This window comes from Micromonospora sp. BQ11, assembly GCF_052068135.1.
Classification (GTDB): Bacteria; Actinomycetota; Actinomycetes; order Mycobacteriales; family Micromonosporaceae; genus Micromonospora.
The window spans coordinates 189,679-215,877 of the sequence record NZ_JBQHDB010000006.1 but is presented as its reverse complement, the minus strand read 5'-3'; the positions used below and the strand labels follow the sequence as shown (position 1 = coordinate 215,877).

Here is a 26,199-nt window from a genome sequence, read left to right as displayed (position 1 = left end):
GCCGCCTCACGACGACTCCGGCCGGAGCAGGGTCTTACGTACCTTGCCGATCGCCGAGTGCGGCAACTCGTCGACGAACTCGACGGCGGTCGGGCACTTGAACCGGGCCAGGTTCCGGGTGCAGTGGGCGAGCAGGTCCGCACCGGTGACCGGCCGCCCCGGCGCCGGCACCACGTACGCCCGGACAGTCTCTCCGGTCCGGGGGTGCGGCACACCCAGTACCGCCGACTCGGCCACGCCCGGGTGCGCGGAGAGCACCAACTCGACCTCGTGCGGGTACACGTTGAAGCCGTTGACCAGGATCAGCTCGCCGATCCGGTCGACCAGGAAGAGGTCGCCGGAGTCGTCGGCGTACGCGACGTCGCCGGTCGCCCACCAGCCCTCGGCGTCCGGGCCGCCCCGACCGTCCGGCCAGTAACCGGAGAAGAGGTTCGCCCCGCGCACCACGATCTCCCCCGGGTCGCCGCCGAGCGCCGCGTCGGACAGGTCCGGCCCGTCCGGGTCGTCGTCCGGCGCGGTCCCGCCGTCCGGCCACACGTCCGTGCCGTCCGGCCCGACCAGACGCAGCTCGACGCCGGGCAGCGGCCGGCCGATCGAGCCCGCCTTCGGCTCGCCGCCGACCAGGGTGGACGTGAGCACCGGCGCGGTCTCGGTCAGGCCGTACCCGACGTGCACGGGCCGTCCGGCGACCTCGGTGAAGCGCGCCGCGACGGCCGGCTCCAGTGGCGCCGCGCCGCACACCACCACGCGGACCGACGCCAGCGCCGTGGCGACCGTGTCGGCGTCCGTGTCGGACCAGGCCGCGACCATCGACGGTACGCCCACCAGCACGGTGACCCGGCGCCGTGCGATCTCGGCGAGCCCGGCGTCGTCGCCGAGGTCGTCGACGAGCACCCCGGTCGCGCCGTGGTGGACCACCGCGCCGAGCCCCGAGTTGAGCCCGTACGCGTGGAAGAGCGGCAGCGCCAGCAGCAGGGTGTCGTCGGGACCGACCACCGGCGGGTCGATGGCGTCGACCTGGTCGTGGTTGGCGGCCAGCGCCCGGTGCGACAGCATCGCGCCCTTGGGCCGCCCCTCGGTGCCCGACGTGTAGAGCAGTACGGCCAGGTCCTCGCCACCGCGGGCGGGAAAGGCGTCGGTGCCGTCGGCGGCCGGTGGCGCGGTGTGCACCGCGCCGAGCGCGGGCAGCTCGTCGGTGACCGTGGCGATCCGGTCCCGGACCGGCTCGGTGCAGATCAGCACGCCGGCGCCCGAGTCGGCGAGGACGTGCCGGAGCTCCGGCCCCGTGAAGCCGGGGTTGACCGGGACGGCGACCAGTCCGGCGCGCAGCACGCCGAGGTAGCTGACCACGAAGTCCGGCGTGTTGCCCAGGGCGATCGCCACCCGGGGCGGATGCCGGTCCGGCCCGGCGGCCGGCGTCGGCACGGCGGCCGGCGTCGGCACGGCGAGGGCCCGGGCGGTGGCACTCACCGCGGCGTCCAGCTCGGACCACGTCAAAGTCTGCTCGCGCCAGTGCAGCGCGGGAAGGTCGGGGTGGGCGGCGGCCACCCGACGGAGCCGGTCGGCCAGTGTCGACCCGCCGCTTGTGGTTGCGTCCTGCACGGTGGCTGAGTCTGGCACAGCAGAACCCGTGCCGACAGTGGACACCGTCGAGGCCAGCACCCGGGAGAGTCCCGACGACGGGACTGCGTGGCGGCGCGGGCGGCTACGGAGCGCACGCCCACCCGCGACGGACCGGACGGCCGCCGACACACCGGCGACGGCGTCGGCCGACCCGGCCGACTTTCGCCGGCGCACGTGCCGACCAACCCCGCTGACCTGGAAATCCACTCGCGACCAGCGAGTCGCGGCGAAGTCAATCGCACACGACGGACAACCGGTCCGCCATCGGTGCGACGCGCGGGGAAATACTTCGGCCCTGTGTAACGGACTTGCCACGCGCGGGTGACGTTGGCCCTATCATCACTCGGGTCGGGTCACCCCATTTGCCGTGAGTCGACACCCCTCAGCCCGAGGAGGCCCCCGTGCCCGTGAGCGCATTGGACCAGCACCTCAGGGGGATCTGCCGCCCGTCGGCAGACCCCCGACCCGCCCCATCCGGCCACGCCGTACCCGGCCGGGACGCGGTGGCGACACGCCGAACGGCGTACGTCGCCGCCAGCGGGACGGAGGCGGTCCGATGACCACCTTCGGATTCGCCGAACGCCCGACCGGCCTGACCCGCCCGGCGATCCGCGCCACGGTCAACGAGCGCTCCGCCGCCCGGGCCTCCGCCGAGGACACCGGCAACCTCGTCGTCCAGGGCGACGGGTCGAGCCGCACCCGGAACCGGCCGCCGCACCACAACGAGCCTCCTCCCCGTCCCGCCACACCGGGCGGCAACGCCAAGCCGATCGGCGGCCGGGTCGCGTCCCCGGCCCGACCGACGATGCCGGTCCAGGGGCGCCGGTCCGCGGACCCGCCCACGGCGGTCGAGGAGTCGACGACCGAGACGGCGGTGCTGCCGGCGGTGGCCCCGACGCCCGCACCCGCCACGACCTCCACCGGATATCCCAGCAGGCCCGACCCGTCCGACCCGGCCACCGAGGTGTGGAGCCTGGTCGAGCGCGCGCAGGCCGGTGAGGCCGAGGCGTTCGGCCTCATCTACGACCGGTACGTGGACACCGTCTTCCGCTTCGTCTACTTCCGCGTCGGCAACCGTCAGCTCGCCGAGGACCTGACCTCCGACACCTTTCTGCGCGCGTTGAAGCGGATCGGCAGCTTCACCTGGCAGGGCCGGGACCTCGGTGCCTGGCTGGTGACGATCGCCCGCAACCTGGTGGCCGACCACTTCAAGTCCGGCCGGTACCGGCTGGAGGTCACCACCGGCGACGTGCTCGACGCCGACCGGGAGGACCGGGGCCCGGAGGGCAGCCCGGAAGCGGCGGTGGTCGAGCACATCACCAACGTCGCCCTGCTCAGCGCGGTCAAACAGCTCAACCCGGAGCAGCAGGAGTGCATCGTGCTCCGTTTCCTCCAGGGTTTCTCGGTGGCCGAGACCGCGCGCGCGATGGGCAAGAACGAGGGGGCGATCAAGGCTCTCCAGTACCGCGCGGTGCGGGCACTGGCCCGGCTGCTGCCCGACGGTTTCCAACCGTAGTCCCGTCCCGGTGGTGGCCGGCCCGGCCTGCGGACGTACCCGCAGGTCATGGCCGTGCCCCCGGTGACGGCGATCACTTTGCGTGAGTTCGCCCCCGCCGGGCCCGTAACCCATGGCATGCGCGAAGCGTTTCTCCGGGTGCGACCGTTGGCAGCCCCGGCATCCCCCGGGCCCCAGGTCCGGCAGCGTGGCCGGCCACGACCTCCGTCCGTGGTGTGCCGCCGTCACCGGTCGCTGGCGACGACAGCGGCCGACCGGCCGCGACCAGCGAGAGGAGGTGCCTGCGGTGGACAGCGACCTCTTCTCCCGCCGGCGCGCCGAGCGCTTCGCGCAGCTTCTCGACGAGGCCAACGGTGGCCGACGGCACCACGTCCGTTCCCGGGCCGACGACCAGCTCGCCGCGCTCGTCGCGGTCGGACAGCGCCTCCGCGCGGGGGTGCCGAACGTCGACGTGGAGCCGGACTTCCGCACCGGCCTGCGGGCGATGCTGGTCGCCACCGCCGAACGCGAGGGCATCGGCGCTCCGGCGGCCACGCCCGAGCCGGCGGCGCGACGCCTCGCCGGGGCCGTCACCCGGAGCCGGCTGCTGCCGGCGGTCACCGGCCGGCGGGCCCGCGCCCGGGGTGCGATCCTCGTCGGCATCGCGGCCGGCGCCGTCGCCGTCTCCGGGATCTCCGCAGCGAGCGAGAACGCGGTCCCGGGCGACGCCCTGTACGGGATGAAGCGCTCGACGGAACGGGCGCAGCTCGCCCTCGCCAGCTCCGACGTGAGCCGGGGGCAGCTCTTCCTCGACTTCGCCCGTACCCGCCTGGACGAGGCGGCGTCCGTGCGGGGCGACCGGGCCGGCTTCAGCGGCGTCCTCGACGACATGGACGCCGACACCCGGCAGGGCGTACGGCTGCTGACCACCGCCTCGGCGCAGCGCTCCGACCCGGCGGCGCTGGACACGGTCAACACCTTCGTCAGCGGCCAGCGGCGGGCGGTGAGCGGCCTGCTCGACGACGCCACCCGCGCGGAGCAGGACCGCACGCGGCGGTCGCTGGCGCTGCTGGACGCGATCCGGAAGCGGTCCGACGCGCTGCGCGCCGCCATCGCCTGCGACCTACCGGTGCCGACGGTCAGCGACGCCCTCGGCCCGACACCGGTCCGCTGCCCCGGCGACTGACCGGAGCACCACCGGACGAGCCGTCCGCGTCACACGTGACGTGAGTAGCCGGTCCCGCCGCTCCTGGGCGGGCTACCCTCGCTCAGGGACGTACGCCGCGCCGGTCGAGTGGAGGGAGGTCGGGTGGCCCGCAACCGCAAGGTGACGGTCAGCACCGACGTCCACGGCCACACCACCGGTTGGGCGGAGGTCGAGCCGTCGACCCCCGTACGGCCCGACCCGGCCGTGGCGGCCTTCTTCGACGTGGACAACACGATGATGCAGGGCGCCTCGATCTACTGGTTCGCCCGGGGCCTCGCGGCGCGCAACTACTTCACCACCTCGGACCTGGCCCGCTTCGCCTGGCAGCAGCTGCGGTTCCGGGTGCTGGCGACCGAGCACGCGGGCGACATGTCGCAGGCCAAGGAGGCCGCCCTCGCCTTCGTGGAGGGCTGGCGGGTGGACGACGTGGAGCGCCTCGCCGAGGAGATCTTCGACGAGCTGATGGCACCCCGCATCTGGGGCGGCACCCGCCGCCTGGCCCAGCGGCACCTCGATGCCGGCGAGCGGGTGTGGCTGGTCAGCGCCGCCCCCGTGGAGATCGGCCGGGTGATCGCCGCGCGCCTCGGCCTCACCGGTGCGATCGGGACGGTCGCCGAGGTCGTCGACGGCGCCTACACCGGGCGGCTGGTCGGTGACCTGATGCACGGCCCCGCGAAGGCGGACGCGGTCCACCAGCTCGCCGCCGTGGAAGGGCTGAACCTGGCCCGCTGTTCGGCCTACAGCGACTCCGCCAACGACCTGCCGATGCTGAGCGCGGTGGGCCGGGGCGTCGCGGTCAACCCGGACGGCACACTGCTGCGCGAGGCCCGGCAGCGCGGGTGGGAGGTCCGGGACTTCCGTACCGGCCGACGCGCGGTGAAGATCGCCGTACCGTCGACGGCCGCGGCGGGCCTGGTCGCCGGTGCCGTGACCGCCGGCCTGGCGTTGCAGCGGCGCCGTCGCGCCGACTGAGGCCCCGGCCGCCCGCTACGGCCCGAACGGGTCCGGACGGCGTTCCAGCAGCTTGTGCAGGGTCTGTTGGATGGTCTCCCGCACCTGGTCGGCGAGGTTGAACACCACCAGCGGATCGTCGGCGGAGTCGGTCAGGTGCGCGGTGGGGATCGGCGGGCAGAACTCGATCAGCCACTTGCTCGGCAGCGGCACCATTCCGAGCGGACCGAGCCACGGGAAGGTCGGCGTCACCGGGAAGTAGGGCAGCTTCAGCAGCCGCGCCAGCGGCTTGACGTCGGCCAGCATCGGGTACGTCTCCTCGCCGCCGACGATGGCCACCGGCACGATCGGCGTACCGGTGCGCAGGGCCGCCGACACGAAGCCGCCTCGACCGAAGCGCTGCAACTTGTAGCGCTCCGAGTAGAGCTTGCCGATGCCCTTGAAGCCCTCGGGGAAGACGCCGACCACCTCACCGTTGGAGAGCAGCCGCTCCGCGTCCGGGTTGCAGGCGACCGTGCCGCCGGTCTTCCGGGCGATCTCGCTGACCACGGGCATCCGGAAGACCAGGTCGGCACCGAGCAGCCGCAGGAAGCGGTGCGCCGGGTGCCGGTCGTGCAGGACGGCCGAGAGGATCAACGCGTCCAGAGCCACGGTGCCGGAGTGGTTGCCCACCACCAGCCCGGCCCCGTCGGTCGGTACGTGCTCCAGCCCGGAGACCTCGGTGCGGAACCAGTCGCGGTAGAGCAGCCGCAGCAACGGGTGGAAGACCGTCTCGGTGATCTGCGGGTCGAAGCCGAACTCGTCGACCTCGTAGTCGCCGGCGAGCCGGCGGCGCAGGAACGCCAGGCCGTTCGCGACGGTGCGGTCCCAGTGGTCGCCCGGCCGGTCCGGCACCGCCGGCCCGGTCGCCGCCGGGTCCGGCCGGCGGGTCGCGGCCGGCGCGTCCACCACGGCGGGCTCGTCGGTGCGGGCCGGCTCGTCGGTCGCGGCGGTGTCGATCTCGTCGACCGTCGGCCCGACCGTCGCCGGGCCCCGTTGCGCGGCCGTCGCGGTCGGCCGGTGTCCGTTGGACCGCGCCGGCTGTGCGTCCGACTCCGGCACGGTCAGCGGTACGTCGTACCGGCCGCCGCCCTGGGCGCCGTCACGGGGGTGCGGACCGGTCACGACCGCTCCCCGACGGCGGAGCGGACCTGCCGGATGCTCTCCCGGACCAGCCGCTCGGCGGCGGCCAACTGGTCCCGGGTCACCACGGCACCACCGTGGTGGGCGCGGATGAACTCCTCGAAGGCGATCGCCGTCGAGCGGGGCGTGAAGCCGAACTCCCGTTCCAGCCGGCCGGTGTCCACCACCCGGCCGTGCACGAAGAGGTCGACCTGGTCCAGGCCGACCCGCCCGAAGCCGAGGCTGCGGGCCAGTGCGGCGGCACCGGAGAGGCCCGGTTCGAGAACGGGCAGGGCGACCCGCCCGGCCCGCCGGATGGCCTGGGACAGCGCCAGTACGCCGGGACCGGCGACGTTGTAGGTGCCGGGATGGTCCTCGACGATCGAGCGGTGCAGCACCTCCAGCGCGTCGTCGAAGTGCAGGAACTGCAACCTGGGGTCGCGGCCGAAGACGGTGGGCACCACCGGCTGGGAGAAGTAGCGGGTCAGCGTGGTGTCGGCGGTCGACCCGATGAACGGCGCGAAGCGCAGCACGGTGACCGTCGTGTCGGGGCGACGGCGGCGGAAGCCTCGCACGTACCCCTCGATGTCCAGGATGTCGCGGCCGAAACCGCCGCGCGGCACCTCGCGCGGCTCGGTGTCCTCGGTGAAGACGGCCGGATCGCGGAAGGAGGCCCCGTACGCGGCCGTCGACGAACGGACGACCAGCTTGCGCAGCCGGGGCGCCCGCTGGCAGGCGGCGAGGAGCTGCATGGTGCCGATGACGTTCTGGTCCTTCATCCCCGACCGCCCGCCGTGCTGCGGGTCGGGGGCGCTGACCAGGGCGAGGTGCACCACCGCGTCGACGTCCAGGTCGGCGAGGAGGCCGCCGATCGAGCCGGCGTCCACCCGGATCCGCTCGACCCGGTCGAGCAGGTCGGTGAACTCGGCGCCGGGCTCCGGCGGGTCGACGCCGATGACCCGCTCGATGCGGGGGTCGGCGGCGAGCCGGGCGGCGACGTGCGCGCCGAGGTAACGGCTGACCCCGGTCACGACGACGACCCCCGGAGCACCTGGGGTGCCACCGGGGGTCATGTCGTGCACCTACCCTGGCAGGCGGGACCGAGCCGGGACGTCCGCGGCCTGATCACCTGAGCCTCCGAGGATCGACAGTTGGCATGTGACGAGGGGTGCCGGGCCAGGCCCGGCCCCGGTCACTTGCCGAGACGGCGACGCTGGACGCGGGTCTTGCGCAGCAGCTTGCGGTGCTTCTTCTTAGCCATGCGCTTGCGGCGCTTCTTGACCACCGAGCCCATACGACAGCCTTTCGATGCAACGTGCGGGGCGGACCGGAGAACGCCACGAATGGCGTCGGCGACCGCATGCGGACAACGGACCGGACCAGCGGGATGAGCGGCGGGGCGCTCCTGCGGTCACGGTCGGGGTCCAGGGTAGCCGGAGAGCGTCAGCAGGACCAACGCGGCCCCTCGATGCCCGTCACGGGGCCTCCGGCGGACTGCCGGAGGGAGGCTCAGGCGGTCTCCTGAAAGGCGCCGCGCAGGTACTCGTGCACGGCGTGCTCCGGGACGCGGAACGACCGCCCCACCCGCACGGCGGTCAGCTCACCGCTGTGCACCAGGCGGTAGACCGTCATCTTCGACACCCGCATCACCGTCGCCACCTCGGCGACGGTGAGGAATTTGACATCCGACAGCCGACCGTCGGACTGCGACCCGGCCATGGCTCACCGACCCATCCCATGCCCGGCGCGTCCCATCCCGACGGGCTGCTCCCCACCCGGGCCGGCGACGCGCGTGTTACCAGTACCGTAGCGGGGCCGCTGTGACCGGCGCGATCCCTTCGGCGCAACTGACCCCGAAATCGGCCCCGCCCCCACCGGCTTCGACCAGGGCCCTTTCCGACCGCTCGCGGCCTTTGCGACCGGCTGCGCCGGACGTCCGGTCGCGGTCACTCGGCGCGCAGCGCCACCACCGGGTCCAGCCGTCCGGCCCGCTGCGCCGGCACCACGCCGAAGACGATCCCCACCGCTGCCGAGACGCCGAACGCGAGCGCCAGTGACCACCAGGTGATCGCCGCCGGGATCGGTGAGAACGCGTCGACCAGCAGGGCGGTGCCGACGCCCAACGCCATCCCGGTGAGCCCGCCGATCGAGGTGAGCAGCACCGCCTCCAGCAGGAACTGCACGCCGATGTCCCGGGGCCGGGCGCCGACCGCCTTGCGCAGGCCGATCTCCCGGGTCCGTTCGCGGACCGAGACCAGCATGATGTTGGAGACTCCGACGCCGCCGACCAGCAGCGAGATGCCGGCGATCGCGGCGAGCACCCCGGTCAGGATGCCGAGGATGTCGCCGAGTACGCCGAGGATCTGCTCCTGCGTGACCGCGCTGAACTCGGTGCCCGGGTGCCGCCGGGTCAACTCGGCGACGATCCGCTCGCCCAGCTCGTCGATCCGCTCGCGGTCCGGTGCCTTGACCGCGATCCCATCCACGCGCTGGGTGCCGTAGAGGCGTTGGGCTGCGGTGACCGGCACGTGCACCTCGTCGTCGCGGTCCACGCCGAGACTCTGGCCGAGCGGCGCGAACACCCCGATGACCCGGAAACGCACGCCGGAGACGGTGATCTGCTGGCCGACCGGGTCCCGGTCCGGGAAGAGGGCGCGGGCCACCGACGCGCCGAGCACCGCCACCCGGCGGCTGGTGTCCACGTCGGAGCCGGTGAGGTAGCGCCCCCGGGCCAGGTCGCGAGCGAAGACGGTGGGGGTCGTCTCCAGGACGCCCTGCAGGGTACTGAAGTCCGACCGGTTGCCGGCCCGTACGGTCGCGCCGGAGGCCACCGTGACCGCCACCCGGTCCGGATCACCGACCACCCGCGACACGGCGTCCACGTCGTCCAGGGTCAGCGGGGAGACCGCCGGTGCGGCGCCCACGTCGAGCCGGCCGGGCACCACCAGCAGCAGGTTCGAGCCCAACCCCTCGACCTGCTGCTCCACCTGCTGCTTGGTGCCGGTGCCGATGGCCACCAGGATGACCACCGAGGCCACTCCGATGATCACGCCGAGCATGGTGAGCGCACTGCGCAGCCGGTTCGCGCGCAGCGCGTCGAGCGCCACCCGCCAGGCCTCGGCCACCCTCACGAGCCGGCCCCGTCCCGCGTACCCGACCGCGGAAGGCGCCCGGCGGCTCCGGCGGCGCCACCGGAGCCACCGGGCGGTTGCCCCGGTCCGCTTCCGGAAGCGGACCGGGGCTCCGCGCTGGGAGCGGACACCAGTGTCTCAGGTCCGGCAACGGCGCCCGAGGGCGGTCGATCATGAACCGCGCCGACCTGGTCGGAGGCGCTGTCGGCGACCACCACGCCGTCGCGCATCGCGATCCGCCGACGGGCCCGGGCCGCCACCTCCTGGTCGTGGGTGACCATCACCAGCGCCACCCCGGACTCGGCGTTCAGGTGTTCCAGGAGCTCCAAAACGGCCGCGCCGGTCACGCTGTCCAGGTTGCCGGTCGGCTCGTCGGCGAGCAGCACCGTCGGATCGGTGACCAGCGCCCGGGCGATCGCCACCCGCTGCTGCTCGCCGCCGGAGAGCTGGTTGGGCCGGTGGTCCAGCCGGTGTCCGAGGCCGACCCGGCCGAGCATCGCCGCCGCCCGCTCCCGCCGCTGTCGTGCGGACACGCCCCGGTAGACCAGCGGCAACGCGACGTTGTCCACCGCGGACGTCCGCGGCAGCAGGTGGAACGCCTGGAACACGAAGCCGATGGTCTCGTTGCGCAGGGACGCCAGCTCGGGCGCGGACAGCCTGGCCACCTCCCGACCGCCGATCACCAGCCGGCCGCCGGTCGGCCGGTCCAGCCCGCCCAGCAGGTGCATGAGGGTCGACTTGCCGGACCCGGACGGGCCGACCAGCGCCACGTAGTCACCGGGGGCCACGGTCAGCGTCACCCCTCGCAGGGCCGGCACCGAGACCCCGTCCAGCTCGTACGTCCGCGACACGTCGACCGCCTCGATCGCGGCCGGTACGGTCATCCGATCTCCTGGCCGTCGCGGACCTGGTCGGTGCCGCGCACCACGATCCGGTCCCCGGCCTGCACGCCGCTGGTGATCTGCACCAGGTCCTGCCCCTGCACGCCGACGACGACCGGCGCCCGGTCGACCCGCCCGTCCCGGACCACCCAGACCGTGTCCCGCCCGTCGGCCGAGAAGATCGCCGAGGCCGGCACGGTGACCGCGTCGGCGGCCTCCCGCACCCGCAGCCGCACCACCGCGTTCATCCCCGGCCGCGGGGCGGGTGCCGGCTCCGCCTCGCCGAGACGCCCCGGGCCGAGCGCCAGCCGCACCCGGTAGCCGACCCCACCCCGCGCGGAGCTCACCGGGAGCACGTCCACCGACCGGACGGTGGCGTCGTACGTGGCACCGGTCACCGCGTCCAGCTCGACGGTGGCCGTCTGACCGGCCCGCACCAGCAGCACGTCGGTCTCGTCGACCTCGGCGAGCAGCCCGAGCTGACTGGTGTCCACGATGGTCAGGACCGGGGTTCCGGCGGTCACCCGCCCGCCCACCGGTACCGCGACGTCCACGCCCGGCGGGGGGCCGGCCGGTGCCGCGCCGAACACGGACGGGTCGATCCCGGCCGCCGCGCCACCGTTCAGCACGCCGGCCAGCGCGTCGGGGGACACGCCGCCGGTGGCCGTCCCGCCGGGCTGCACGACGCCGGCGATCGGCGCGCGCAGGGTCAACGCGTCCACGGTCGCCTTCGCCAGGTCGTACGCCTGCCGGGCCTGGAGCCGCTGCGCCGTGGACAGCGCGCCGACCGCGGAGTTCAGGTTGCTCACGCCGCGCTGCACCGCGCGCAGCGCCTGGTCCGCGGCGCGGGCGGCGGCGTCGTACCGCTCCTGCGCCGTGCGGACCTGGAGCAGCAGGGCGTCGCGGAGCTGCGGGTCGCTGATCTTGCCGGCGGCGGCGCGGGCGGCCCGGTACGTCTCGTCGGCGGCCCGGTCCGTGCCGCGCAGGCCACCACGCAGGTCTCCCCCACCACCCCGACGTCCGGCCCGCTCGGCGGCTTCGAGCGCCTCCTCCGCCTGCCGGAGCCGGTCCTTCGCGGCCGGGGAGTCGAGCACGGCCAGCACCTGCCCCCGCTTCACCCGCTGCCCGGGTTGGACCCGGAGGCTGACCAGCGTGCCGTCGGTCGGGGCGGTGAGGGTGGCGGCGGAGCGGGCGACGACGGTGGCGGGGGCGTCGATCACCTCGGCGACCGCGGCGCGGGCGGCGGCGGCGAGGGACACCGGGGACTCGTCGTCTCCACAGGAGGCGGCGGTGGTGGCGGTCAGGACGGCGACGGCGATCAGGGCGGTGAGCAGACGGGGCCGCGGGGCTGCGCCCAGCCGCGGCGGGTCGGTGCGGGGCACGCGCCCCATGCTACGACGCGGGTCGACGACCGACGATGCCCCCGCGTGACGGTCAGGCGGCGACGGACCGGGCGTACGCGACGCAGTCGTCGTGCAGGCGCGACCACGGCTCGCCGAACGTCGCCTCGGCGGCCTCGTCCAGGGTCCGGCGCTCGTGCACGACGTCGGCGAAGAAGGCGATCAGCCGCTCCGGGCCGTACCGTTCGACGAGGTGCCGCACGGCGAGGTAGGAGATGCCGTAGCTGCCGCTCACCCGGTCCGCCGGGGCGTCGGCGGCGGGGGTCAGCGAGTCCAGCCGCCCGTTCCAGCCGTTGGCGAGCAGCCGCCGCACGTCGGTCAGCCCCTGGTAGCGACCGACCGGGCGGCCGTCGGCGCCCGCGTACTCGGCCAGCCCCTCCACCAGCCACCACGTCGACTCGCCCGGGTAGCCGCGCTCGGGCAGGGAGGCCGCGTGGGTCAGTTCGTGGCGGAGCAGGTCGTCCACGCCGCTGGTGGCGAGCCCGTCGGCGTTGAGCACCACCTCGTGGTGGCCGCCGCCGACCGTCACCGCGTACCCGCCCGTCCACTTCGGACGGCCACCGCCGTACCAGCGTCGCCACTCGTCGCGACCGGCGTAGAAGATCCGGTACCGGTCGGGGACGCGGCCGCCGACCGCCCAGGCGTCCGCGGTCCGCGCCGCCGCCTCGGCCTGCGCGAGCAGGGCGGGCAGCCTCTTGCGTTGCGCCGGGGTGGTGGCCACGACGGTGCGCTGCCCCACGGCGACCACCAGGTCGCTGATCTCCCACGGCCGGGTGCCGGTCTGCGCCGACCGGGACGGTTCCACCGCGGTCAGCCGGGGCTGCGGCCCGTCACGCCAGCGGGTGGCGGTCAGCACCGGGCTGGTCCGACAGTTCGGCGCCACGAAGCAGTACCGGAACTCGACCAGCAGCCGCCACTCGCCGGGCCGGCCGTCGACCGGGGTCGGCAGGCCGTTCGGCCGGGCCTCCCAGCCGGTCACCCGCAGGGCCCGCAGCGCGGCGAAACGCCGCCGCAGGTCGCCGTGCGCGGCCGGCTCGGCCACCGCGAGCCAGCCCGCGCGGTTGCCGCGCAGCAGGGCCGTCGACTGCCGGTCGAGCTGCGCGGCCATCCGGTCGCCCAGCGCCCGGGCGGCGGCGGTCGCCGGGTCGTCCGCCGGCACCGACGAGGGCCTCCCGGGCGCCTCCGCTCCGGCGTCGCGTACCGCGCCGACCAGCAGCGCCGTCGGCACCCCGCAGGCCAGCAGCGCCGCGACCGCCGCGAGCGCCGTCCACAGTGCCCAGCGCCGTCGTGGCGCACGCTCCGAAGACCCCGGCGGTACGCCCACCGCGTCCGGCCTGCCGTCAGGTACCCGGGGCACGAGCACGGTCGGCGCGTCACCATCGGGACGCGTGTCCCGCTCCACCCTCGGCATGAACGCCGTGGGCGCCTCCCGCGCCGGCCCGACCCTCGGCATGAGGACGGTGGGCGCCTCCTGGTCCGCGCCCCGCGCCGACGGTGCCGACGCGGGCGCGACCTGAGCAGGCGCGGGACCGGGGGGCGCGGGAGTCGTGGCGGGCTCGGGGGTCGCGGCCGGCCTGGAGGTCGGCGGGACCTCGGGGGTCGCGGCCGGCCCGGTGGTCGGTGGGGCCTGGGGCTTCGCGGCCGGTCCTGGGGGCGGCGAGGCCTCGGGCTTTACGGCCGGTCCGGAGGTCGGCGGGGCCGGGGGCTTCGCGGCCGGCCCGGGGGTCGGCGGGGGCTCGGGCTTCGCGACGGGCTCCGGAGTCGCTGCGAGCCCGGAGTGCGCCGTGGGCACGGGGGCCGCTTCCGGCTTGGGGCCGGCGGCCGGCCCGGGGGCGGACGGGGGCTCGGGTGTCGCGGTGGGCTCCGGGGTCACGGGGGCCGACGCGGGCTCGGCGGTCGCGGCCGGCGACGGGGGCGCGCAGGCGGGTGACGTCACCGCGGCCCGGGGCGGGACGGATGCGGCTGGCAGATCGGCAGGCGTGCCGCCCGGGTCGGACTCGGTCGACCCCGTCGGCGGCTCGGCGGATTCCACCGGCTCCGGCCCGACGCCGGTACCGGCCGGGGATACGGCGGTGGCGCGTACGACGGACGCGGCCTCGGGCTCGGCGGGCGGTGCGGCCGTGACGGGCGCGGCCTCGGCGGCCTGCTCGACCGCGGCGGGTGGCACGTCGGAGGTCGGCTCTGTCGTCGGCGTCGACGCGACCGGGGCCGCCGGAACTGTGGACGGTGGCGCCTCCGGGGCCGGGTCCATCGTGGCTTCCCCGGCGCTCGCCGACGGCCCCTCGGTCACCGTTGGGTCGTCCGCCTCGGGCGTGCCGTGTGTCACCCGGCGAAGGTTACGGTCATTCCGTCGATACGGCGAGCACCGCCCACCATCCCATCCCACCGCACGCCCCACCCCACCCACCCTTCGCGACGATCTTGCACTTTCCGTCCCCGCAAAAGGTGTCAATGCCGCGTACCGGCGACCGAAAGTGCAAGATCGCGGGGGCTGGGGCGGGGCGGGGGTGCGGGCCCGGCGGGGTGGGTGGGTCAGTTTTCGCGGGGCCAGGAGCGGTAGGCGGCGTCCAGCCCGTCGACCATACGGTCGAAGGAGCGGTCCACGTCCCGGGGCAGGCCGAACCCGCCCGCCGCCTCCAGCATCACGAAGCCGTGCACGGCTGCGCGGAAGCTACGTACCGCGTCGACGGCCGGCTCGCCGGTCACCCCGTACCCCCGCAGGATGGCGTAGACGACGGTGACCGCCCGCTCCCCCGCGGCCCGGTGCGCGGCGTCGGCCGGGTCCGGCGCGCGCTGGGTCGCCGGGTAGCGGCCGGGGTGCCGGCGGGCGTAGGCCCGGTAGGTGGCGGCGACGGACCGCAGCGCGTCGACGCCGGCCCGGCCGGTGGCGGCCGTGGTCATCTCGTCGGCGATCTCGGCGGTAGCGAGCGCGGAGAGCTGCTGGTGGAGGGCGTCGGCGCCGCGCACGTGCTTGTAGAGGCTGGGCAGCGCGACGCCGAGCCGGGCAGCCACGGCGGCGAGGGTGAGCCGGTCGAGGCCGACTTCGTCGGCGAGGTCGGCCGCCGCACGGACCACGGTCTGGGGGGTGAGGCCGGCCCTAGGCACCGGCGGTCACCGCCAGGAACTCACCGAGCACGGCGGCGGTGGCGGCCGGCTGGTCGGCGTGCGGGTAGTGGCCGGAGTCGGCGATCATGCGGGCCTCGGCGGTGGCGAAGAGGCGCCGCGCGGCACGGGCCTCGGCGCCGGGGTCGGGGAAGTCGGGGTCCTTCGCCCCCATCAGCACCAGCACCGGCTGTCGCACCGCGCGGGTCCGGGCGGTCCAGTGGGGTTCGACCGGCGCGATGACGCCCCGGGTCGCGGCCATCCGGCCGGGTTCGCGCAGCTTGGCGACCATCGCCTTCCGGTACGCGACGTCGTCGGCCGGGCGGGGTCCCGGGAACAGCGAGCGGTGGAACATCCCGAACAGCCGGGGACTGCGCAGCACCGCGAACTGGGCGAGCCGCATGGCCGGTTTCGGCTTCCCCCGCCCGACGAAGGCGCCGACCTGCACGATCCCGGCCACCAGGTCGGGCGCGTCGGCAGCGGCGAAGACCACGCCCGCCGCGCTGGACGAGCTGCCGACCAGGGTCGCCGGCCCGCCGCCGAGGTCGCGGACCACGGCGAGCAGGTCCGCACCGACCTCCGCCGGGGCGTACGACGGCCAACCGGCGCTGGACTCCCCGTGCCCCCGGACGTCCACCGAGGCGACCCGGTAGCCGGCCTCCACCAGCAGGGGAACGAGGTGCCGGAACGACCCCCGGTTCTCCCCCATGCCGTGCGACACGACCACCAGTGGGCCCTGCCCGTGCACCTCGTACGCGATCCGTCCGCCGTCGCGCCCCACGAAGCTAACCGTCATAGCCTTAAAGCTAATGCCATTAGCCGAAACCGTCAAGCGTCCCTTGGCCTGAAGGCGGCGTGAAGGTCCAGCTTCGGTCGCATGTCACTGTCCGGGGCTCACGTACGTATCGCGCGACCGTGCCGCGACCTGGCCGCGGCGGAACGCTTCTGGGTCGGCGGGCTCGGCCTCGACGTGCTTGGCGGGCCACCGCGGGGCTGGTCGAATTCCTGACCTACTTCTTGGAGATCAGGGCCCGACCGAAGAAGACGAGGTTGGCGGGGCGCTCGGCGAGGCGGCGCATGAGGTAGCCGTACCACTCGTCGCCGTACGGGACGTAGGTACGCACGGTGTAGCCCTCGCCCACCAGGCGGGCCTGCTCCTCGGGCCGGATGCCGTACAGCATCTGGAACTCGAAGCTGTCCGGCCCGCGGTCGAACCAGCGGGCCCGGTCCTCGCCGATGGCGATCAGGCGCGGGTCGTGGGTGGCCAGCATCGGGTAGCCCTCGCCGGACATCAGGATGTTCAGGCAACGGACGTACGACTTGTCCACCTCGCGGGCCGACTGGTACGCCACCGACTCGGGCTCCTTGTACGCGCCCTTGCACAGCCGCACGCGGGACCCGACCGTCGCCAGCTCGCGGCAGTCCGACTCGGTGCGCCGCAGGTACGCCTGGAGCACGGCACCGGTCGACGGGAAGTCCTTGCGCAGCTTGGCCAGGATGTCGAGGGTCGAGTCGGTGGTGGTGTGGTCCTCCATGTCCAGGGTGACCGTGGTACCCGCCTCGTCGGCCGCCGCGCAGATCGCCCGAGCGTTGTCGTACGCGAGCTGCTCGTCGAACATCTGCCCGAGCGCGGACAGCTTCACGCTCACCTCCGCGGCGGGGGTCAGACCCGCGCCGGAGAGCTTGGCCAGCAGCCGCAGGTACTCGTCGCGGATGGCGTTGGCCTGGTCAGGGGTGACGGTGTCCTCGCCGAGGTTGTCGAGGGTGACCGCGAGACCGTCGTCGACGAGTTCGCGGGTCGCGCGCAACGCGTCGTCGGTCTTGGCGCCGGCGACGAACCGGCGGACGACGTCCCGGGTGTACGGGGCCGTCGCGACGAGCCGCTCGACCTGGGATGACCGGGAGGCGGCGAGGATGACGGAACGGAGCATGAACCGAGCGTAACGCCCTCCCCGAGCGCTCCGCCGGGCGGCGGCCGGGTCCGGGCGGTGCCCCGGCCCAGTGTTAACAGGGGGCCCTTTCACCACTCCAGACGTTAAGAAGGGGCCCTTCCTTGCACGGGTGGGGGACGCGGGGAATGGCGTTCATCGGTTACAACCAAGTCGTGACCGCACATTCCCACCGCCGGCTCCGGTCGGCCTCCGTGCAGCTCGGCGCCCTCACCGCGCTGGCGCTGGCCCTCTCCGGCTGCAACATGTCCTCCGACGACGACGATGACGACTGCGCGCTCGGCCCGGTGGGGGGCGGCGACACCGTCGCCCTCGCGCTGCGCGAGCCCCCGGTCGCCGTCGCCGCCGGCGTGGACGACCGGTCCGCCGACGCGGCGCTGCCGGACCGTGGCGGCTTCGGGACCCACCTCGCCGCCTGCGGCGGCTGAGGTGCGCCGCGAGACGGTCGGCCCCCGCCCGGACTGGGACGCCACGATCCGCTCCCAGGGCCTGGTGTACGTGGACACCGAGCTGCCCGACGGCGGGATCATGTCGTACTGGGACGAGACCGCGGCGTACGTGTTCGACCTGGACGAGGTGCTCCGGCTCGAGGAGGCCACCGAGGAGCTGCACCGGATGTCGGTGGCCGCTGCCGAGCACGTGGTGGCCCGCGGCCGGTACGCGGAGTTCGGCATCCCGGCCTGGGCCGCCGAGGCGGTCGCCCGGTCGCTGCGGGAGGCGCCGCCGACCCTCTACGGCCGCTTCGACCTCTGGTACGACGGCACCTGGCCGCCGAAGATGCTGGAGTACAACGCCGACACCCCGACCGCGCTGGTCGAGGCGAGCATCGTGCAGTGGTACTGGCTGGAGGACACCCACCCCGAGGCGGACCAGTGGAACAGCATCCACGAGCGCCTGGTGGGCACCTGGGCCAAGATCGGGGCCGGCCTGCACGACCGGCGGGTGCACGTGGTCTGGTCGAGCGAGGAGGAGTCCGGCGAGGACCACATGACCGCCGGTTACCTGGCCGAGACCGCCCGCCAGGCCGGGCTGGACGTGGAGCTGCTGCCGATCCAGGAGGTCGGCTGGGACGGCCGGCGGTTCGTCGACGCGGCGGACGCGCCGGTCACCACCTGCTTCAAGCTCTACCCCTGGGAGTGGATGATCGCCGAGCCGTACGGACGGCCGGCACTGGACCCGGGCACCCCGACCACCTGGATCGAGCCGGCGTGGAAGCTGCTGCTGTCCAACAAGGCGCTGCTCGCGGTGCTCTGGGAGCTGTACCCGGGGCACGAGCTGCTGCTGCCGGCGTACCTGGACTCGCCCCGGGGAATGCCCGAGTACGTGGCCAAGCCGCTGCTCGGTCGGGAGGGCGGGTCGGTGCGGATCGTCACCGGCGGAACGGAGATCGTCAACCCGGGGATCTACGGCGACGAGGGCTGGTGCTACCAGGAGTTCCGGGCCCTGCCCGAGTTCGCCGGCAGCCGCATGGTGCTGGGCAGCTGGATCGTCGACGGTGAGTCGGCGGGTGCCGGGGTGCGGGAGAGCGAAAGCCTCATCACCGACGGCTACGCGCGGTTCCTGCCGCACTACATCGACGCGCCGCGTACGCCGTGAGTCGTCTACCGTTGGGGGCGTGAACTTCGACGCGTACGCCCGGACCGGCGTTGACCTCGTCAATGCCCGCCTGGACGACCTCGACGACCTGCGGGCCCTCTTCCCGGACGCCAGCGAGTGGATGCGGGACGAGGTGTCGGAGCGGGACCTGGCGATCTTCCGGCGGGCGCAGAAGCGCCTGCGTGACGTCTTCGAGTTCGGCACCTCCGGGCGGGACGGCCAGGCGGTGATCGAGCTCAATGCGCTGCTCGAGGCGTTCCCCGTGCAGCCGCGCATCTCCGGGCACGACTCCAGCGACTGGCACATGCACGTGACCAGCCGGGGGGCGTCGGTGAGCGCGGAGTACCTGGCCGGCGCGGTCTGGGGGCTGTCGGTGTGGCTCTGCGAGTACGGCAGCGCCCGGTTCGGCGTCTGCGCCGACGAGCGCTGCGGGAACGTCTACCTGGACACCTCGTCGAACTGCTGCCGCCGGTTCTGCTCGGAGCGCTGTGCCACCCGCTCCCACGTCGCCGCCCACCGCGCCCGCAAGCGGGCCGCCGTCGGCGAGCAGGTCGTCGCCGCGCAGGCCGCTCCGGCGGAGTCCCTCAGCCCGGTCAGCTGACGTCGGTCCCACCCGGTCGGCGCCGGCGGCGTCGACCGGGTCCGTCGTCGGTCAGGCGTCGACCGGGGACGGGGTGCCGAGGTGCTGGCGGGCGAACTCCAACGCCTCCCGCAGGTCCGCCTCGCGAACCGCGCGGCTCTTGGCGCCTCGGGTGGAGACCTCCACGGCGACCGAGCCGGTGAAGCCGCGCCCGGCCAGCGAGCGGAGCAGCTCGGCGCAGGGCTGGTTGCCCCGCCCCGGCACCAGGTGCTCGTCGCGCCCCTCCCCGGTGCCGTCACCGAGGTGCACGTGCGCGAGGCCGGCGCCCATCCGGTCGGCCATGACGATCGAGTCGGTGTGGGACGCCGCACAGTGCGACAGGTCCAGCGTGTACGAGGCGTAACCGGCCTCGGTCGGATCCCACCCGGGGACGTACGGCACGAACTGCCGGCCGGCCATCCGGACCGGGTACATGTTCTCCACCGGGAAGCGCAGCCCGTCGAAGCGTTCCTCGGCCTCCGCCAGCCCTTCCGAGAAGGTGCGGGCGTAGTCCCGCTGCCAGGTGAAGGGCGGATGCACCACGACGGTCGGGGCGCCCAGCGTCTCGGCCATCTCGGCCGAGCGGCGCAGCCGCTCCCAGGGGTCGGGGCTCCAGACCCGCTGGGTGACCAGCAAACAGGGGGCGTGGACAGAGAGCACCGGCACGCCGTAGTGCGCGGCGAGGCCCCGGAGGGCCCCGACGTCCTGGCTGACGGCGTCGGTCCAGACCATCACCTCGACGCCGTCGTAGCCGAGCGCCGCGGCCATCTGGAACGCCGCCGCGGTCCGTTCGGGAAAGACCGAGGACGTGGACAGGAGCACCGGGACGCGGGAAGTCACACCGTCGAGGGTAGCGGGCGCCGCGCGGAGGCATCAGGACGAGTACCCGCAAAGCGCCCACACGGCGCGTGAGGTCACACCGGGGCGAGCTGGTCCAGCCGGCTCAGGATCACGCCCTCCCGCAGTGCCCAGGGGCAGACGTCCACGGCGTCGATGTCGAGGCGGTTCATCACCGCCTCGGCGACGACCGCGCCGGCGAGCACCTGATGCGCGCGGCCGACGCTGACGCCCTCCAGCTCGGCCAGCTGCGCCGGAGGGATGTGCCGGATGAAGCCGAGCACCTGCCGCAGCCCGGCGCGGGTCAGCTGCCGCCGGGCCCAGAGCCCGGCGCTCGACGGTGCCGCCCCGGCCAGCCGGGCCAGCGTGCGGAACGTCTTGGAGGTGACGACCGGTCGCTCCCAGCCCACCTCGGTCAGCCGCGTGACGACCGGGTCGAGCAGGTCGTCCACGTACTCGCGCAGTTCCTCGACGGCCCGGGCCGACGGCGGCGTCGTGGTCTCCGGAGTCACCCGGAGCCGGTCCCGGGTCAGCCGGCCGGCGCCGAGCGGCAGCGACGCCGCGACGTCCGGGTACTCGTCGATCCCGGCCGCCAGCTCCAGCGAGCCGCCGCCGATGTCGAGCACCAGCAGCCTCCCGGCGGACCAGCCGAACCACCGTCGCACCGCGAGGAAGGTCATCCGCGCCTCGTCCGAGCCGGAGAGGACCTCCAGGCGTACGCCGGACTCCTCCCGCACCCGCGCGAGCACCTCGCCCGCGTTGGTGGCGTCGCGCACGGCGGACGTGGCGAACGCGAGCAGGTCGTCCGCCTCGAGGCCGGCGGCCGCCGCCCTGGCCATGCCCACCGCCTTGACCAGGCCGTCGGCACCCGCCTCGGTCAGCGCGCCGTCCGGGCCGATCTGCTCGGCGAGGCGCAGCACCACCTTCTCGGAGTGCGCCGGCCAGGGGTGCGCGCCCCGGTGGGCGTCGACCACCAGTAGGTGCACCGTGTTGGAACCGACGTCGAGGACTCCCAGTCGCATGCCGAAGACACTAGGGCCAACACGTTTCGTCGGCTCGTCAGCCCGGGAGGGACTCCGCGCGTACGCTGGCCGGGTGACAGGGCAGAGCGAACTTCGTGTGCTCGTGGACGACCCGGCGGACCCCCGCAGTCGCGAGGTCACGCTGGACTTCCCCCGGGAGTGGATCGAGTTCGCGGACCCGGCCGACGAGACGCACGTGGTCCGGGCCGACCTCACCTGGCTGCTGTCCCGCTGGACGTGCATCTTCGGCCGGGGCTGCCACGGCATCGTCGAGGGGCGTGCCGAGGACGGCTGCTGTTCGCACGGCGCCTTCTTCACGGACGCCGACGACGAGAAGCGGGTCCGCGCCGCGGCGCGGCGCCTGACCCCGGCCACCTGGCAGCACCACCGCCGGGGCTTCAAGAACTGGACCGAGGAGGACACGCTCGACGGCAAGACGTCGGCCCGGCGTACGGCGACGCAGGCCGACGACGGCCCGTGTGTCTTCCTCAACGACGCCGACTTCCCCGCCGGCGCCGGCTGCGCCCTGCACGCCCAGGCGCTGCGCGACGGGGTGCACCCGCTGGAGTACAAGCCGGACGTCTGCTGGCAGTTGCCCGTCCGCCGGGACCAGGAGTGGGTCAAGCGGCCGGACAATACGAAGGTGCTGGTGTCCACGCTGAGCGAGTTCGACCGCCGGGGCTGGGGTGCCGGCGGGCACGACCTGAACTGGTGGTGCACCTCGTCGACCGACGCGCACGTCGGCGCCGACCCGATGTACGTCTCCTACGGCCCGGAGCTGACGGCGCTCATCGGCGCCCCCGCGTACGCGAAGCTGGCCGAGATGTGCGGTGCGCGACTGCGGCAGGGCCTGGTCGCCCCACACCCCGCCGACCCCGCCTGACCGCCTGACCGCGCGCTGCCTGACCGCGCGCCGCCAGCCGCGGGATCTCCACGACTGATCGTCACGGGGAGTGACACCGCTGTCAGCGGGCCAATGTGCCCGCTGGCCGCTTTGCTCTGCTGCCCTATACGCGCCGGGCACGCTGCGTCACTTCCGCGCCGCCGATGCCAGCTCTTGCTCCTGAAGGAAATCCCTGTTCAGCTCACTGGTGCGTATAGATAAGCAGAGCAAAGGGCCGGAGCGAGCTCATGCGTCGCCGCAGCGCACGTCACCGAGCGTCACATCAATCCGGAGAACACTTCCGACTACCTTCGGTAGTCAGTCCAGCGGCGTCGAAAGGCCGCCCAGGCCAGGGCGGCGTCGACCAGGGCACGGGCGCTGCGCCTGGCGGCCTCCGGGATCGCCGTCCAGCACGCCGCCCGCCGGCAACGGCATGCGCAACGTCAGGATCGTTCGCTGAGACGACGGAGGGGCCCGCGCGACCGGCGCGGGCCCCTCTCGCGTACGTCAGGTCACGGCTCGAACTTGTAACCCAGACCACGGACGGTGACGATGAAGCGCGGCGCAGACGGCTCCGGCTCGATCTTGGAGCGCAGCCGCTTGACGTGCACGTCGAGGGTCTTGGTGTCGCCGACGTAGTCGGCGCCCCAGACCCGGTCGATGAGCTGACCCCGGGTGAGCACCCGGCCGGCGTTGCGCAGCAGCAGCTCCAGCAGCTCGAACTCCTTGAGCGGCAGCTGGACGGCGGCGCCGTCCACCGTCACCACGTGGCGCTCGATGTCCATCCGTACCGGGCCGGCGGCCAGGGTCGGCGCCCCGGACTCGGCCACGTCGGCAGTCTGCCGACGCAGCACCGCCCGGATCCGGGCGACCAGCTCACGCGGCGAGTAGGGCTTGGTGACGTAGTCGTCGGCACCGATCTCGAGGCCGACCACCTTGTCGATCTCGCTGTCCCGGGCGGTGACCATGATGATCGGCACGTGCGAGCGTTGCCGGAGCTGCCGGCACACCTCCGTGCCCGACATCTCGGGCAGCATCAGGTCGAGCAGCACGATGTCGGCGCCGGTCCGGTCGAACTCGGTGAGAGCGGAGGGACCCGTCGCGGCGACGGACACCTCGAAGCCCTCCTTGCGGAGCATGTACGACAGGGCGTCGGAGAACGACTCCTCGTCCTCGACCACCAGAACGCGGCTCAACGGGGTTTCCTTTCCATTGCTGTCAGACCTGCCGGAGCTCGGCCGGACCGGCCTCGATCCCAGCGGAGGGCAGTGTCGCCAGGAGGTCGTCCGGCGGACGCGCGGGCAGCCGGAGGGTGAACGTCGACCCACCACCAAGAGTGCTCGACACCTCCACCCTTCCGCCATGGTTGCTGGCGATGTGCTTGACGATGGCGAGGCCGAGGCCCGTACCGCCGGTGGATCGGGACCGCGCCTGGTCGGCGCGGTAGAAGCGCTCGAAGATCCGGTCCACGTCGGTCGGGGCGATGCCGATGCCCTGGTCGGTGACGGCGATCGTGACGTGCTCGCCCTCGGAGCGCGCGGTGATCCGGACCGTGGTGTCCTCGCCCGAGTAGTTGACGGCGTTCTCGACCAGATTCGCCACCGCCGTGGCGAGCTGGGTGTCGCTGCCGTACACGGTCAGCCCCCGCTCGACGTCCACGGCCACGTCGATCCGGCGGGCGCTGGCGCTGGTGCGCGTGCGGTCGACGACCTCGGCGAGCACCCAGTCGACCGCCACCGGCTCCGGGGCCGGCTGCGGCTCGGCCCCTTGGAGCCGGGTCAGCTCCAGCAACTCCTGCACCAGCCTCCCCAGGCGGGTCGACTCGTGCTGGATCCGCTCGGCGAACCGGCGGGCGGCGACCACGTCTTCGGAGAGGTCCGGCTGCCCCTCGCCGGCCGGCTCGGTAGCGTCCAGCAGTGCCTCGGCGAGCAGTTGCAGGGCGCCGATCGGGGTCTTCAGCTCGTGGCTGACGTTGGCCACGAAGTCGCGACGCACCCGGGCCAGCCGGTGCGACTCGGTCACGTCGGCCGCTTCCACCGCGATGTAGCCGGCGCCCAGCCCCATGGCACGCAGGTGCACCCCGAGCGGGTTCTCACCGGCGTTGTCGCGGCCCCGCGGCAGGTCCAGCTCGATCTCGCGGCGCACGCCGGTGCGGCGGACCTGCCCGGCGAGCGTACGGATCAACGGGTGGGCGATCATCGAGCCCGGTGTCGCACCGGTGCGGAGCAGGCCCATGGCCCGCGCGGCCGGGTTGACCACGAGGGGCACGTCGTCGGGGTCGAGCACGACGACACCCGCCCGGAGCGAGTCGATCGTCCGGCGACCCAGCCCGGACTGCGGATCCTCGGCGATCGCGCGCCTCCCTGCGTTCCAGAGGAAGCCGGACCGGCGGCTCCCCGTTGCGGTGGTGCGGCCACGCGGTGTCGAGAGGAACCGGGACAGCAGCACCCCGGCCGCCAGCCCGGCCACCACACCCACGGCCACAGCGACCGTCACCGCCCATTCCACCCGGCGATCGTAGGGTCATTGTTAACCTGGCTACCGCCCAGAACGGGACGAACCACTCTCGCTTCCGGGAATGTTCACTGTCACGTCCGGCGTCGTTCACCGTGGTTAATCTCGGGTCCGCCCACCCGACCTACCGTTGGCTGCGCACCTGCTCCCATCGTCGGCCTCCTCGGCCGGCGACCACCGACCACAGGACGTGACCATGCGCGACGAGTTCCGGGCCGATCTGCAGATCGTCAGCCAACTACTGGTGGACATGGCGGAGGGGGTCCGGGCCGCGATGCGGAACGCCACCCGCGCCCTGCTCGCCGCCGACCGGCAGGCGGCTGAGTCGGTCATCGAACGGGACGCCGAGATCGACGGCCTCTACCGGCACGTCGAAGAGCGGGTCTGCGACCTGCTCGCCCGTCAGGCCCCGGTCGCCTCCGACCTGCGCGCGATGATCACCGCTCTGCACGTCGCCGCCGATCTGGAGCGGATGGGCGACCTGGCCGACCACGTCGCGAAGACCGCGCTGCGGCGGCACCCCTCGCCGGCGGTGCCGGCCGAGCTGCGGCCGATCTTCACCGACATGGCGAACATCGCCGACCGGATGGGCGGCAAGATCGCGTCGGTCCTCGCCAAGCCCGACGCCGACCTCGCCGCCGAGCTGGACCGTGACGACGACACCATGGACGACCTACACAAGAGCCTGTTCGGGGTGCTGCTCGGCGACGACTGGCCGTACGGGGTGGAGACGGCGATCGACGGGACGCTGCTCGGCCGCTTCTACGAGCGCTTCGCCGACCACGCGGTGAACGCGGGCGAGCACGTCGTCTACCTGATCACCGGCGAGACCCCCGCCAACTGACGTGAAAGGAAGGGCCCCTTGTTAACGCCAGGCGTTAACAAGGGGCCCTTCCTTTCAGTTGGACGTCGCTCAGCGGCCCTGGTTGGCCACCGCGGCGGCGGCAGCCTTGGCGGCAGCCGGGTCGAGATAGGTGCCGCCCAGCGTGAGCGGACGCAGGTGCGGGTCCAGGTCGTAGCGCAGCGGAATGCCGGTCGGGATGTTCAGCTTGGCGATCGCCTCGTCGCTGATCTGGTCCAGGTGCTTGACCAGCGCCCGCAGCGAGTTGCCGTGGGCGGCCACCAGCACGGTCCGGCCGGCCAGGATGTCCGGCACGATCGAGTCGTACCAGTACGGCAGCATCCGCTCGACGACGTCCTTCAGGCACTCCGTCCGAGGCATCAGCTCGGACGGCAGCAGCGCGTACCGCGGGTCTCCGACCTGGGAGAACTCGTCGTTGTCGTCGATCGGCGGCGGCGGGGTGTCGTACGAGCGGCGCCAGAGCATGAACTGCTCCTCGCCGTACTCCTCCAGGGTCTGCTTCTTGTTCTTGCCCTGCAGCGCGCCGTAGTGCCGCTCGTTGAGCCGCCACGACCGGCGCACCGCGATCCAGTGGCGGTCGGCGGCGTTCAGCGCCAGCTCGGCGGTGCGGATCGCGCGCCGCATGACGCTGGTGTGCACGACGTCCGGCGTGAGGGCGTGCTCGCGGAGCAGTTCGCCGCCGCGCCGTGCCTCGTTCTCCCCCTTCTCGGTCAGGTCGACGTCGACCCAGCCGGTGAAGAGGTTCTTCGCGTTCCAGTCGCTCTCGCCGTGCCGCAGCAGGACCAGCGTCCCGACGGTGGGCCCTTCGCTCGCAGTCATGCCGATCATCCTGCCCCAACCCGGCACCGGGTACGCGGGAAGGGTCGTGACGACCACCACGTGGAAAACCCGATGACCACCGCTCCGGCCGTTCACTAGGTTGTAAGGCGCTGCAATCATGCCGGTCATTACGGGGAGCGGGGGGCG

General features: G+C 73.8%; 26 protein-coding genes and 1 pseudogene. 10 read left to right on the top strand and 17 right to left on the bottom strand.

Annotated features, from left to right (window positions below; translation table 11 throughout):
- Positions 1–6: 6 nt before the first annotated feature.
- Positions 7–1,602 (bottom strand): AMP-binding protein, encoded by a 1,596-nt coding sequence (locus ACTMSW_RS15290; protein ID WP_441181272.1) that lies wholly within the window; start codon positions 1,600–1,602, stop codon positions 7–9.
- A gap of 577 nt (positions 1,603–2,179) precedes the next feature.
- Here ACTMSW_RS15290 and ACTMSW_RS15285 point away from each other — a divergent pair.
- The 3 genes from ACTMSW_RS15285 to ACTMSW_RS15275 all read left to right on the top strand — a co-directional run bounded on the left by ACTMSW_RS15285 (position 2,180) and on the right by ACTMSW_RS15275 (position 5,297).
- On the top strand, positions 2,180–3,139 hold the full coding sequence (locus ACTMSW_RS15285) for an ECF subfamily RNA polymerase sigma factor, BldN family (RefSeq protein ID WP_441181271.1): 960 nt from the start codon (positions 2,180–2,182) through the stop codon (positions 3,137–3,139).
- 286 nt (positions 3,140–3,425) lie between these two features.
- The gene (locus ACTMSW_RS15280) at positions 3,426–4,304 is read left to right on the top strand and encodes a DUF5667 domain-containing protein (RefSeq protein ID WP_441181270.1); all 879 of its coding nucleotides are present in this window, start codon (positions 3,426–3,428) and stop codon (positions 4,302–4,304) included.
- Positions 4,305–4,427: 123 nt separating this feature from the next.
- Positions 4,428–5,297, top strand: coding sequence for an HAD family hydrolase (locus ACTMSW_RS15275; RefSeq protein WP_441181269.1), 870 nt, complete (start codon positions 4,428–4,430; stop codon positions 5,295–5,297).
- 15 nt (positions 5,298–5,312) lie between these two features.
- Here ACTMSW_RS15275 and ACTMSW_RS15270 read toward each other — a convergent pair whose 3' ends face one another.
- The 8 genes from ACTMSW_RS15270 to ACTMSW_RS15235 all read right to left on the bottom strand — a co-directional run bounded on the left by ACTMSW_RS15270 (position 5,313) and on the right by ACTMSW_RS15235 (position 13,212).
- On the bottom strand, positions 5,313–6,170 hold the full coding sequence (locus ACTMSW_RS15270) for a lysophospholipid acyltransferase family protein (RefSeq protein WP_441181450.1): 858 nt from the start codon (positions 6,168–6,170) through the stop codon (positions 5,313–5,315).
- Between the two features lie 266 nt (positions 6,171–6,436).
- Positions 6,437–7,510, bottom strand: coding sequence for an NAD-dependent epimerase/dehydratase family protein (locus ACTMSW_RS15265; RefSeq protein ID WP_441181268.1), 1,074 nt, complete (start codon positions 7,508–7,510; stop codon positions 6,437–6,439).
- A 119-nt stretch (positions 7,511–7,629) separates the two neighbouring features.
- Complete coding sequence (locus ACTMSW_RS15260) at positions 7,630–7,731, bottom strand: 30S ribosomal protein bS22 (RefSeq protein WP_007465623.1); 102 nt, start codon at positions 7,729–7,731, stop codon at positions 7,630–7,632.
- A 215-nt stretch (positions 7,732–7,946) separates the two neighbouring features.
- Entirely contained in the window at positions 7,947–8,156 is a 210-nt protein-coding gene (locus ACTMSW_RS15255) for a helix-turn-helix domain-containing protein (RefSeq protein ID WP_091079691.1), read from the bottom strand.
- A gap of 227 nt (positions 8,157–8,383) precedes the next feature.
- Positions 8,384–9,568, bottom strand: a complete 1,185-nt coding sequence (locus ACTMSW_RS15250; protein ID WP_441181267.1) for an ABC transporter permease — start codon at positions 9,566–9,568, stop codon at positions 8,384–8,386.
- Positions 9,565–10,452 (bottom strand): ABC transporter ATP-binding protein, encoded by an 888-nt coding sequence (locus ACTMSW_RS15245; RefSeq protein WP_441181266.1) that lies wholly within the window; start codon positions 10,450–10,452, stop codon positions 9,565–9,567. Before ACTMSW_RS15245 ends, ACTMSW_RS15250 begins: the two co-directional genes overlap by 4 nt.
- Positions 10,449–11,840 (bottom strand): efflux RND transporter periplasmic adaptor subunit, encoded by a 1,392-nt coding sequence (locus tag ACTMSW_RS15240; protein WP_441181265.1) that lies wholly within the window; start codon positions 11,838–11,840, stop codon positions 10,449–10,451. The genes ACTMSW_RS15245 and ACTMSW_RS15240 overlap by 4 nt, the downstream gene beginning before the upstream one ends.
- 43 nt (positions 11,841–11,883) lie before the next feature.
- Positions 11,884–13,212 carry a hypothetical protein gene (locus ACTMSW_RS15235; RefSeq protein WP_441181264.1) on the bottom strand — a complete coding sequence of 443 codons (1,329 nt, stop codon included), beginning with the start codon at positions 13,210–13,212 and terminating at the stop codon, positions 11,884–11,886.
- A 25-nt stretch (positions 13,213–13,237) separates the two neighbouring features.
- On the opposite strand from ACTMSW_RS15235, the gene ACTMSW_RS15230 reads away from it, so the two are divergent.
- Positions 13,238–13,366 carry a hypothetical protein gene (locus ACTMSW_RS15230; protein ID WP_441181263.1) on the top strand — a complete coding sequence of 43 codons (129 nt, stop codon included), beginning with the start codon at positions 13,238–13,240 and terminating at the stop codon, positions 13,364–13,366.
- 1,015 nt (positions 13,367–14,381) lie between these two features.
- Here ACTMSW_RS15230 and ACTMSW_RS15225 read toward each other — a convergent pair.
- Together ACTMSW_RS15225 and ACTMSW_RS15220 are read right to left on the bottom strand one after the other, a co-directional pair.
- Complete coding sequence (locus tag ACTMSW_RS15225; RefSeq protein ID WP_441181262.1) at positions 14,382–14,954, bottom strand: TetR/AcrR family transcriptional regulator; 573 nt, start codon at positions 14,952–14,954, stop codon at positions 14,382–14,384.
- Complete coding sequence (locus ACTMSW_RS15220; RefSeq protein ID WP_441181261.1) at positions 14,947–15,747, bottom strand: alpha/beta fold hydrolase; 801 nt, start codon at positions 15,745–15,747, stop codon at positions 14,947–14,949. The genes ACTMSW_RS15225 and ACTMSW_RS15220 overlap by 8 nt, the downstream gene beginning before the upstream one ends.
- Before the next feature lie 81 nt (positions 15,748–15,828).
- Here ACTMSW_RS15220 and ACTMSW_RS15215 point away from each other — a divergent pair.
- Positions 15,829–15,927, top strand: a pseudogene (locus ACTMSW_RS15215) (VOC family protein); the annotation flags it as partial.
- 34 nt (positions 15,928–15,961) lie between these two features.
- Here the strand turns inward: ACTMSW_RS15215 and ACTMSW_RS15210 are convergent.
- The gene (locus ACTMSW_RS15210; RefSeq protein ID WP_441181260.1) at positions 15,962–16,882 is read right to left on the bottom strand and encodes a proline dehydrogenase family protein; all 921 of its coding nucleotides are present in this window, start codon (positions 16,880–16,882) and stop codon (positions 15,962–15,964) included.
- A gap of 173 nt (positions 16,883–17,055) precedes the next feature.
- On the opposite strand from ACTMSW_RS15210, the gene ACTMSW_RS15205 reads away from it, so the two are divergent.
- Genes ACTMSW_RS15205 through ACTMSW_RS15195 form a run of 3 tightly spaced genes read left to right on the top strand, consistent with a single transcriptional unit; the run spans position 17,056 to position 19,097 of the window.
- Positions 17,056–17,328 (top strand): hypothetical protein, encoded by a 273-nt coding sequence (locus ACTMSW_RS15205; RefSeq protein WP_441181259.1) that lies wholly within the window; start codon positions 17,056–17,058, stop codon positions 17,326–17,328.
- 1 nt (position 17,329) lies between these two features.
- A complete protein-coding gene (locus ACTMSW_RS15200) occupies positions 17,330–18,496 on the top strand; it encodes a glutathionylspermidine synthase family protein (RefSeq protein WP_441181258.1) in 1,167 nt (388 codons plus the stop codon).
- A gap of 19 nt (positions 18,497–18,515) precedes the next feature.
- Positions 18,516–19,097, top strand: a complete 582-nt coding sequence (locus ACTMSW_RS15195; RefSeq protein WP_441181257.1) for a CGNR zinc finger domain-containing protein — start codon at positions 18,516–18,518, stop codon at positions 19,095–19,097.
- A gap of 51 nt (positions 19,098–19,148) precedes the next feature.
- On the opposite strand, the gene ACTMSW_RS15190 is transcribed toward ACTMSW_RS15195, so the two are convergent.
- Both ACTMSW_RS15190 and ACTMSW_RS15185 read right to left on the bottom strand, forming a co-directional pair.
- Entirely contained in the window at positions 19,149–19,955 is an 807-nt protein-coding gene (locus ACTMSW_RS15190) for a sugar phosphate isomerase/epimerase family protein (RefSeq protein WP_441181256.1), read from the bottom strand.
- A 74-nt stretch (positions 19,956–20,029) separates the two neighbouring features.
- A complete protein-coding gene (locus tag ACTMSW_RS15185; protein WP_441181255.1) occupies positions 20,030–20,974 on the bottom strand; it encodes a Ppx/GppA phosphatase family protein in 945 nt (314 codons plus the stop codon).
- 73 nt (positions 20,975–21,047) lie between these two features.
- Between ACTMSW_RS15185 and ACTMSW_RS15180 the strand changes: the two genes are divergently transcribed.
- Entirely contained in the window at positions 21,048–21,857 is an 810-nt protein-coding gene (locus ACTMSW_RS15180; protein WP_441181254.1) for a hypothetical protein, read from the top strand.
- A 512-nt stretch (positions 21,858–22,369) separates the two neighbouring features.
- Here the strand turns inward: ACTMSW_RS15180 and ACTMSW_RS15175 are convergent.
- Positions 22,370–23,053 (bottom strand): response regulator, encoded by a 684-nt coding sequence (locus ACTMSW_RS15175; RefSeq protein WP_441181253.1) that lies wholly within the window; start codon positions 23,051–23,053, stop codon positions 22,370–22,372.
- 22 nt (positions 23,054–23,075) lie between these two features.
- Positions 23,076–24,365, bottom strand: a complete 1,290-nt coding sequence (locus ACTMSW_RS15170; RefSeq protein ID WP_441181252.1) for a sensor histidine kinase — start codon at positions 24,363–24,365, stop codon at positions 23,076–23,078.
- Positions 24,366–24,567: 202 nt separating this feature from the next.
- On the opposite strand from ACTMSW_RS15170, the gene phoU reads away from it, so the two are divergent.
- Entirely contained in the window at positions 24,568–25,215 is a 648-nt protein-coding gene (gene phoU / locus ACTMSW_RS15165) for a phosphate signaling complex protein PhoU (RefSeq protein ID WP_441181251.1), read from the top strand.
- Positions 25,216–25,284: 69 nt separating this feature from the next.
- Here phoU and ACTMSW_RS15160 read toward each other — a convergent pair whose 3' ends face one another.
- Positions 25,285–26,052, bottom strand: a complete 768-nt coding sequence (locus tag ACTMSW_RS15160; protein ID WP_441181250.1) for a phosphoglyceromutase — start codon at positions 26,050–26,052, stop codon at positions 25,285–25,287.
- Positions 26,053–26,199 lie beyond the last annotated feature (147 nt).

Coding starts and splice junctions, on each gene's coding strand:
- ACTMSW_RS15185 (WP_441181255.1), bottom strand. CDS start 20,974: ATGCGACTGGGAGTCCTCGACGTCGGTTCCAACACGGTGCACCTACTG.
- ACTMSW_RS15210 (WP_441181260.1), bottom strand. CDS start 16,882: ATGCTCCGTTCCGTCATCCTCGCCGCCTCCCGGTCATCCCAGGTCGAG.
- ACTMSW_RS15220 (WP_441181261.1), bottom strand. CDS start 15,747: ATGACGGTTAGCTTCGTGGGGCGCGACGGCGGACGGATCGCGTACGAG.
- ACTMSW_RS15245 (WP_441181266.1), bottom strand. CDS start 10,452: ATGACCGTACCGGCCGCGATCGAGGCGGTCGACGTGTCGCGGACGTAC.
- ACTMSW_RS15240 (WP_441181265.1), bottom strand. CDS start 11,840: ATGGGGCGCGTGCCCCGCACCGACCCGCCGCGGCTGGGCGCAGCCCCG.
- ACTMSW_RS15265 (WP_441181268.1), bottom strand. CDS start 7,510: ATGACCCCCGGTGGCACCCCAGGTGCTCCGGGGGTCGTCGTCGTGACC.
- ACTMSW_RS15260 (WP_007465623.1), bottom strand. CDS start 7,731: ATGGGCTCGGTGGTCAAGAAGCGCCGCAAGCGCATGGCTAAGAAGAAG.
- ACTMSW_RS15160 (WP_441181250.1), bottom strand. CDS start 26,052: ATGACTGCGAGCGAAGGGCCCACCGTCGGGACGCTGGTCCTGCTGCGG.
- phoU (WP_441181251.1), top strand. CDS start 24,568: ATGCGCGACGAGTTCCGGGCCGATCTGCAGATCGTCAGCCAACTACTG.
- ACTMSW_RS15285 (WP_441181271.1), top strand. CDS start 2,180: ATGACCACCTTCGGATTCGCCGAACGCCCGACCGGCCTGACCCGCCCG.
- ACTMSW_RS15255 (WP_091079691.1), bottom strand. CDS start 8,156: ATGGCCGGGTCGCAGTCCGACGGTCGGCTGTCGGATGTCAAATTCCTC.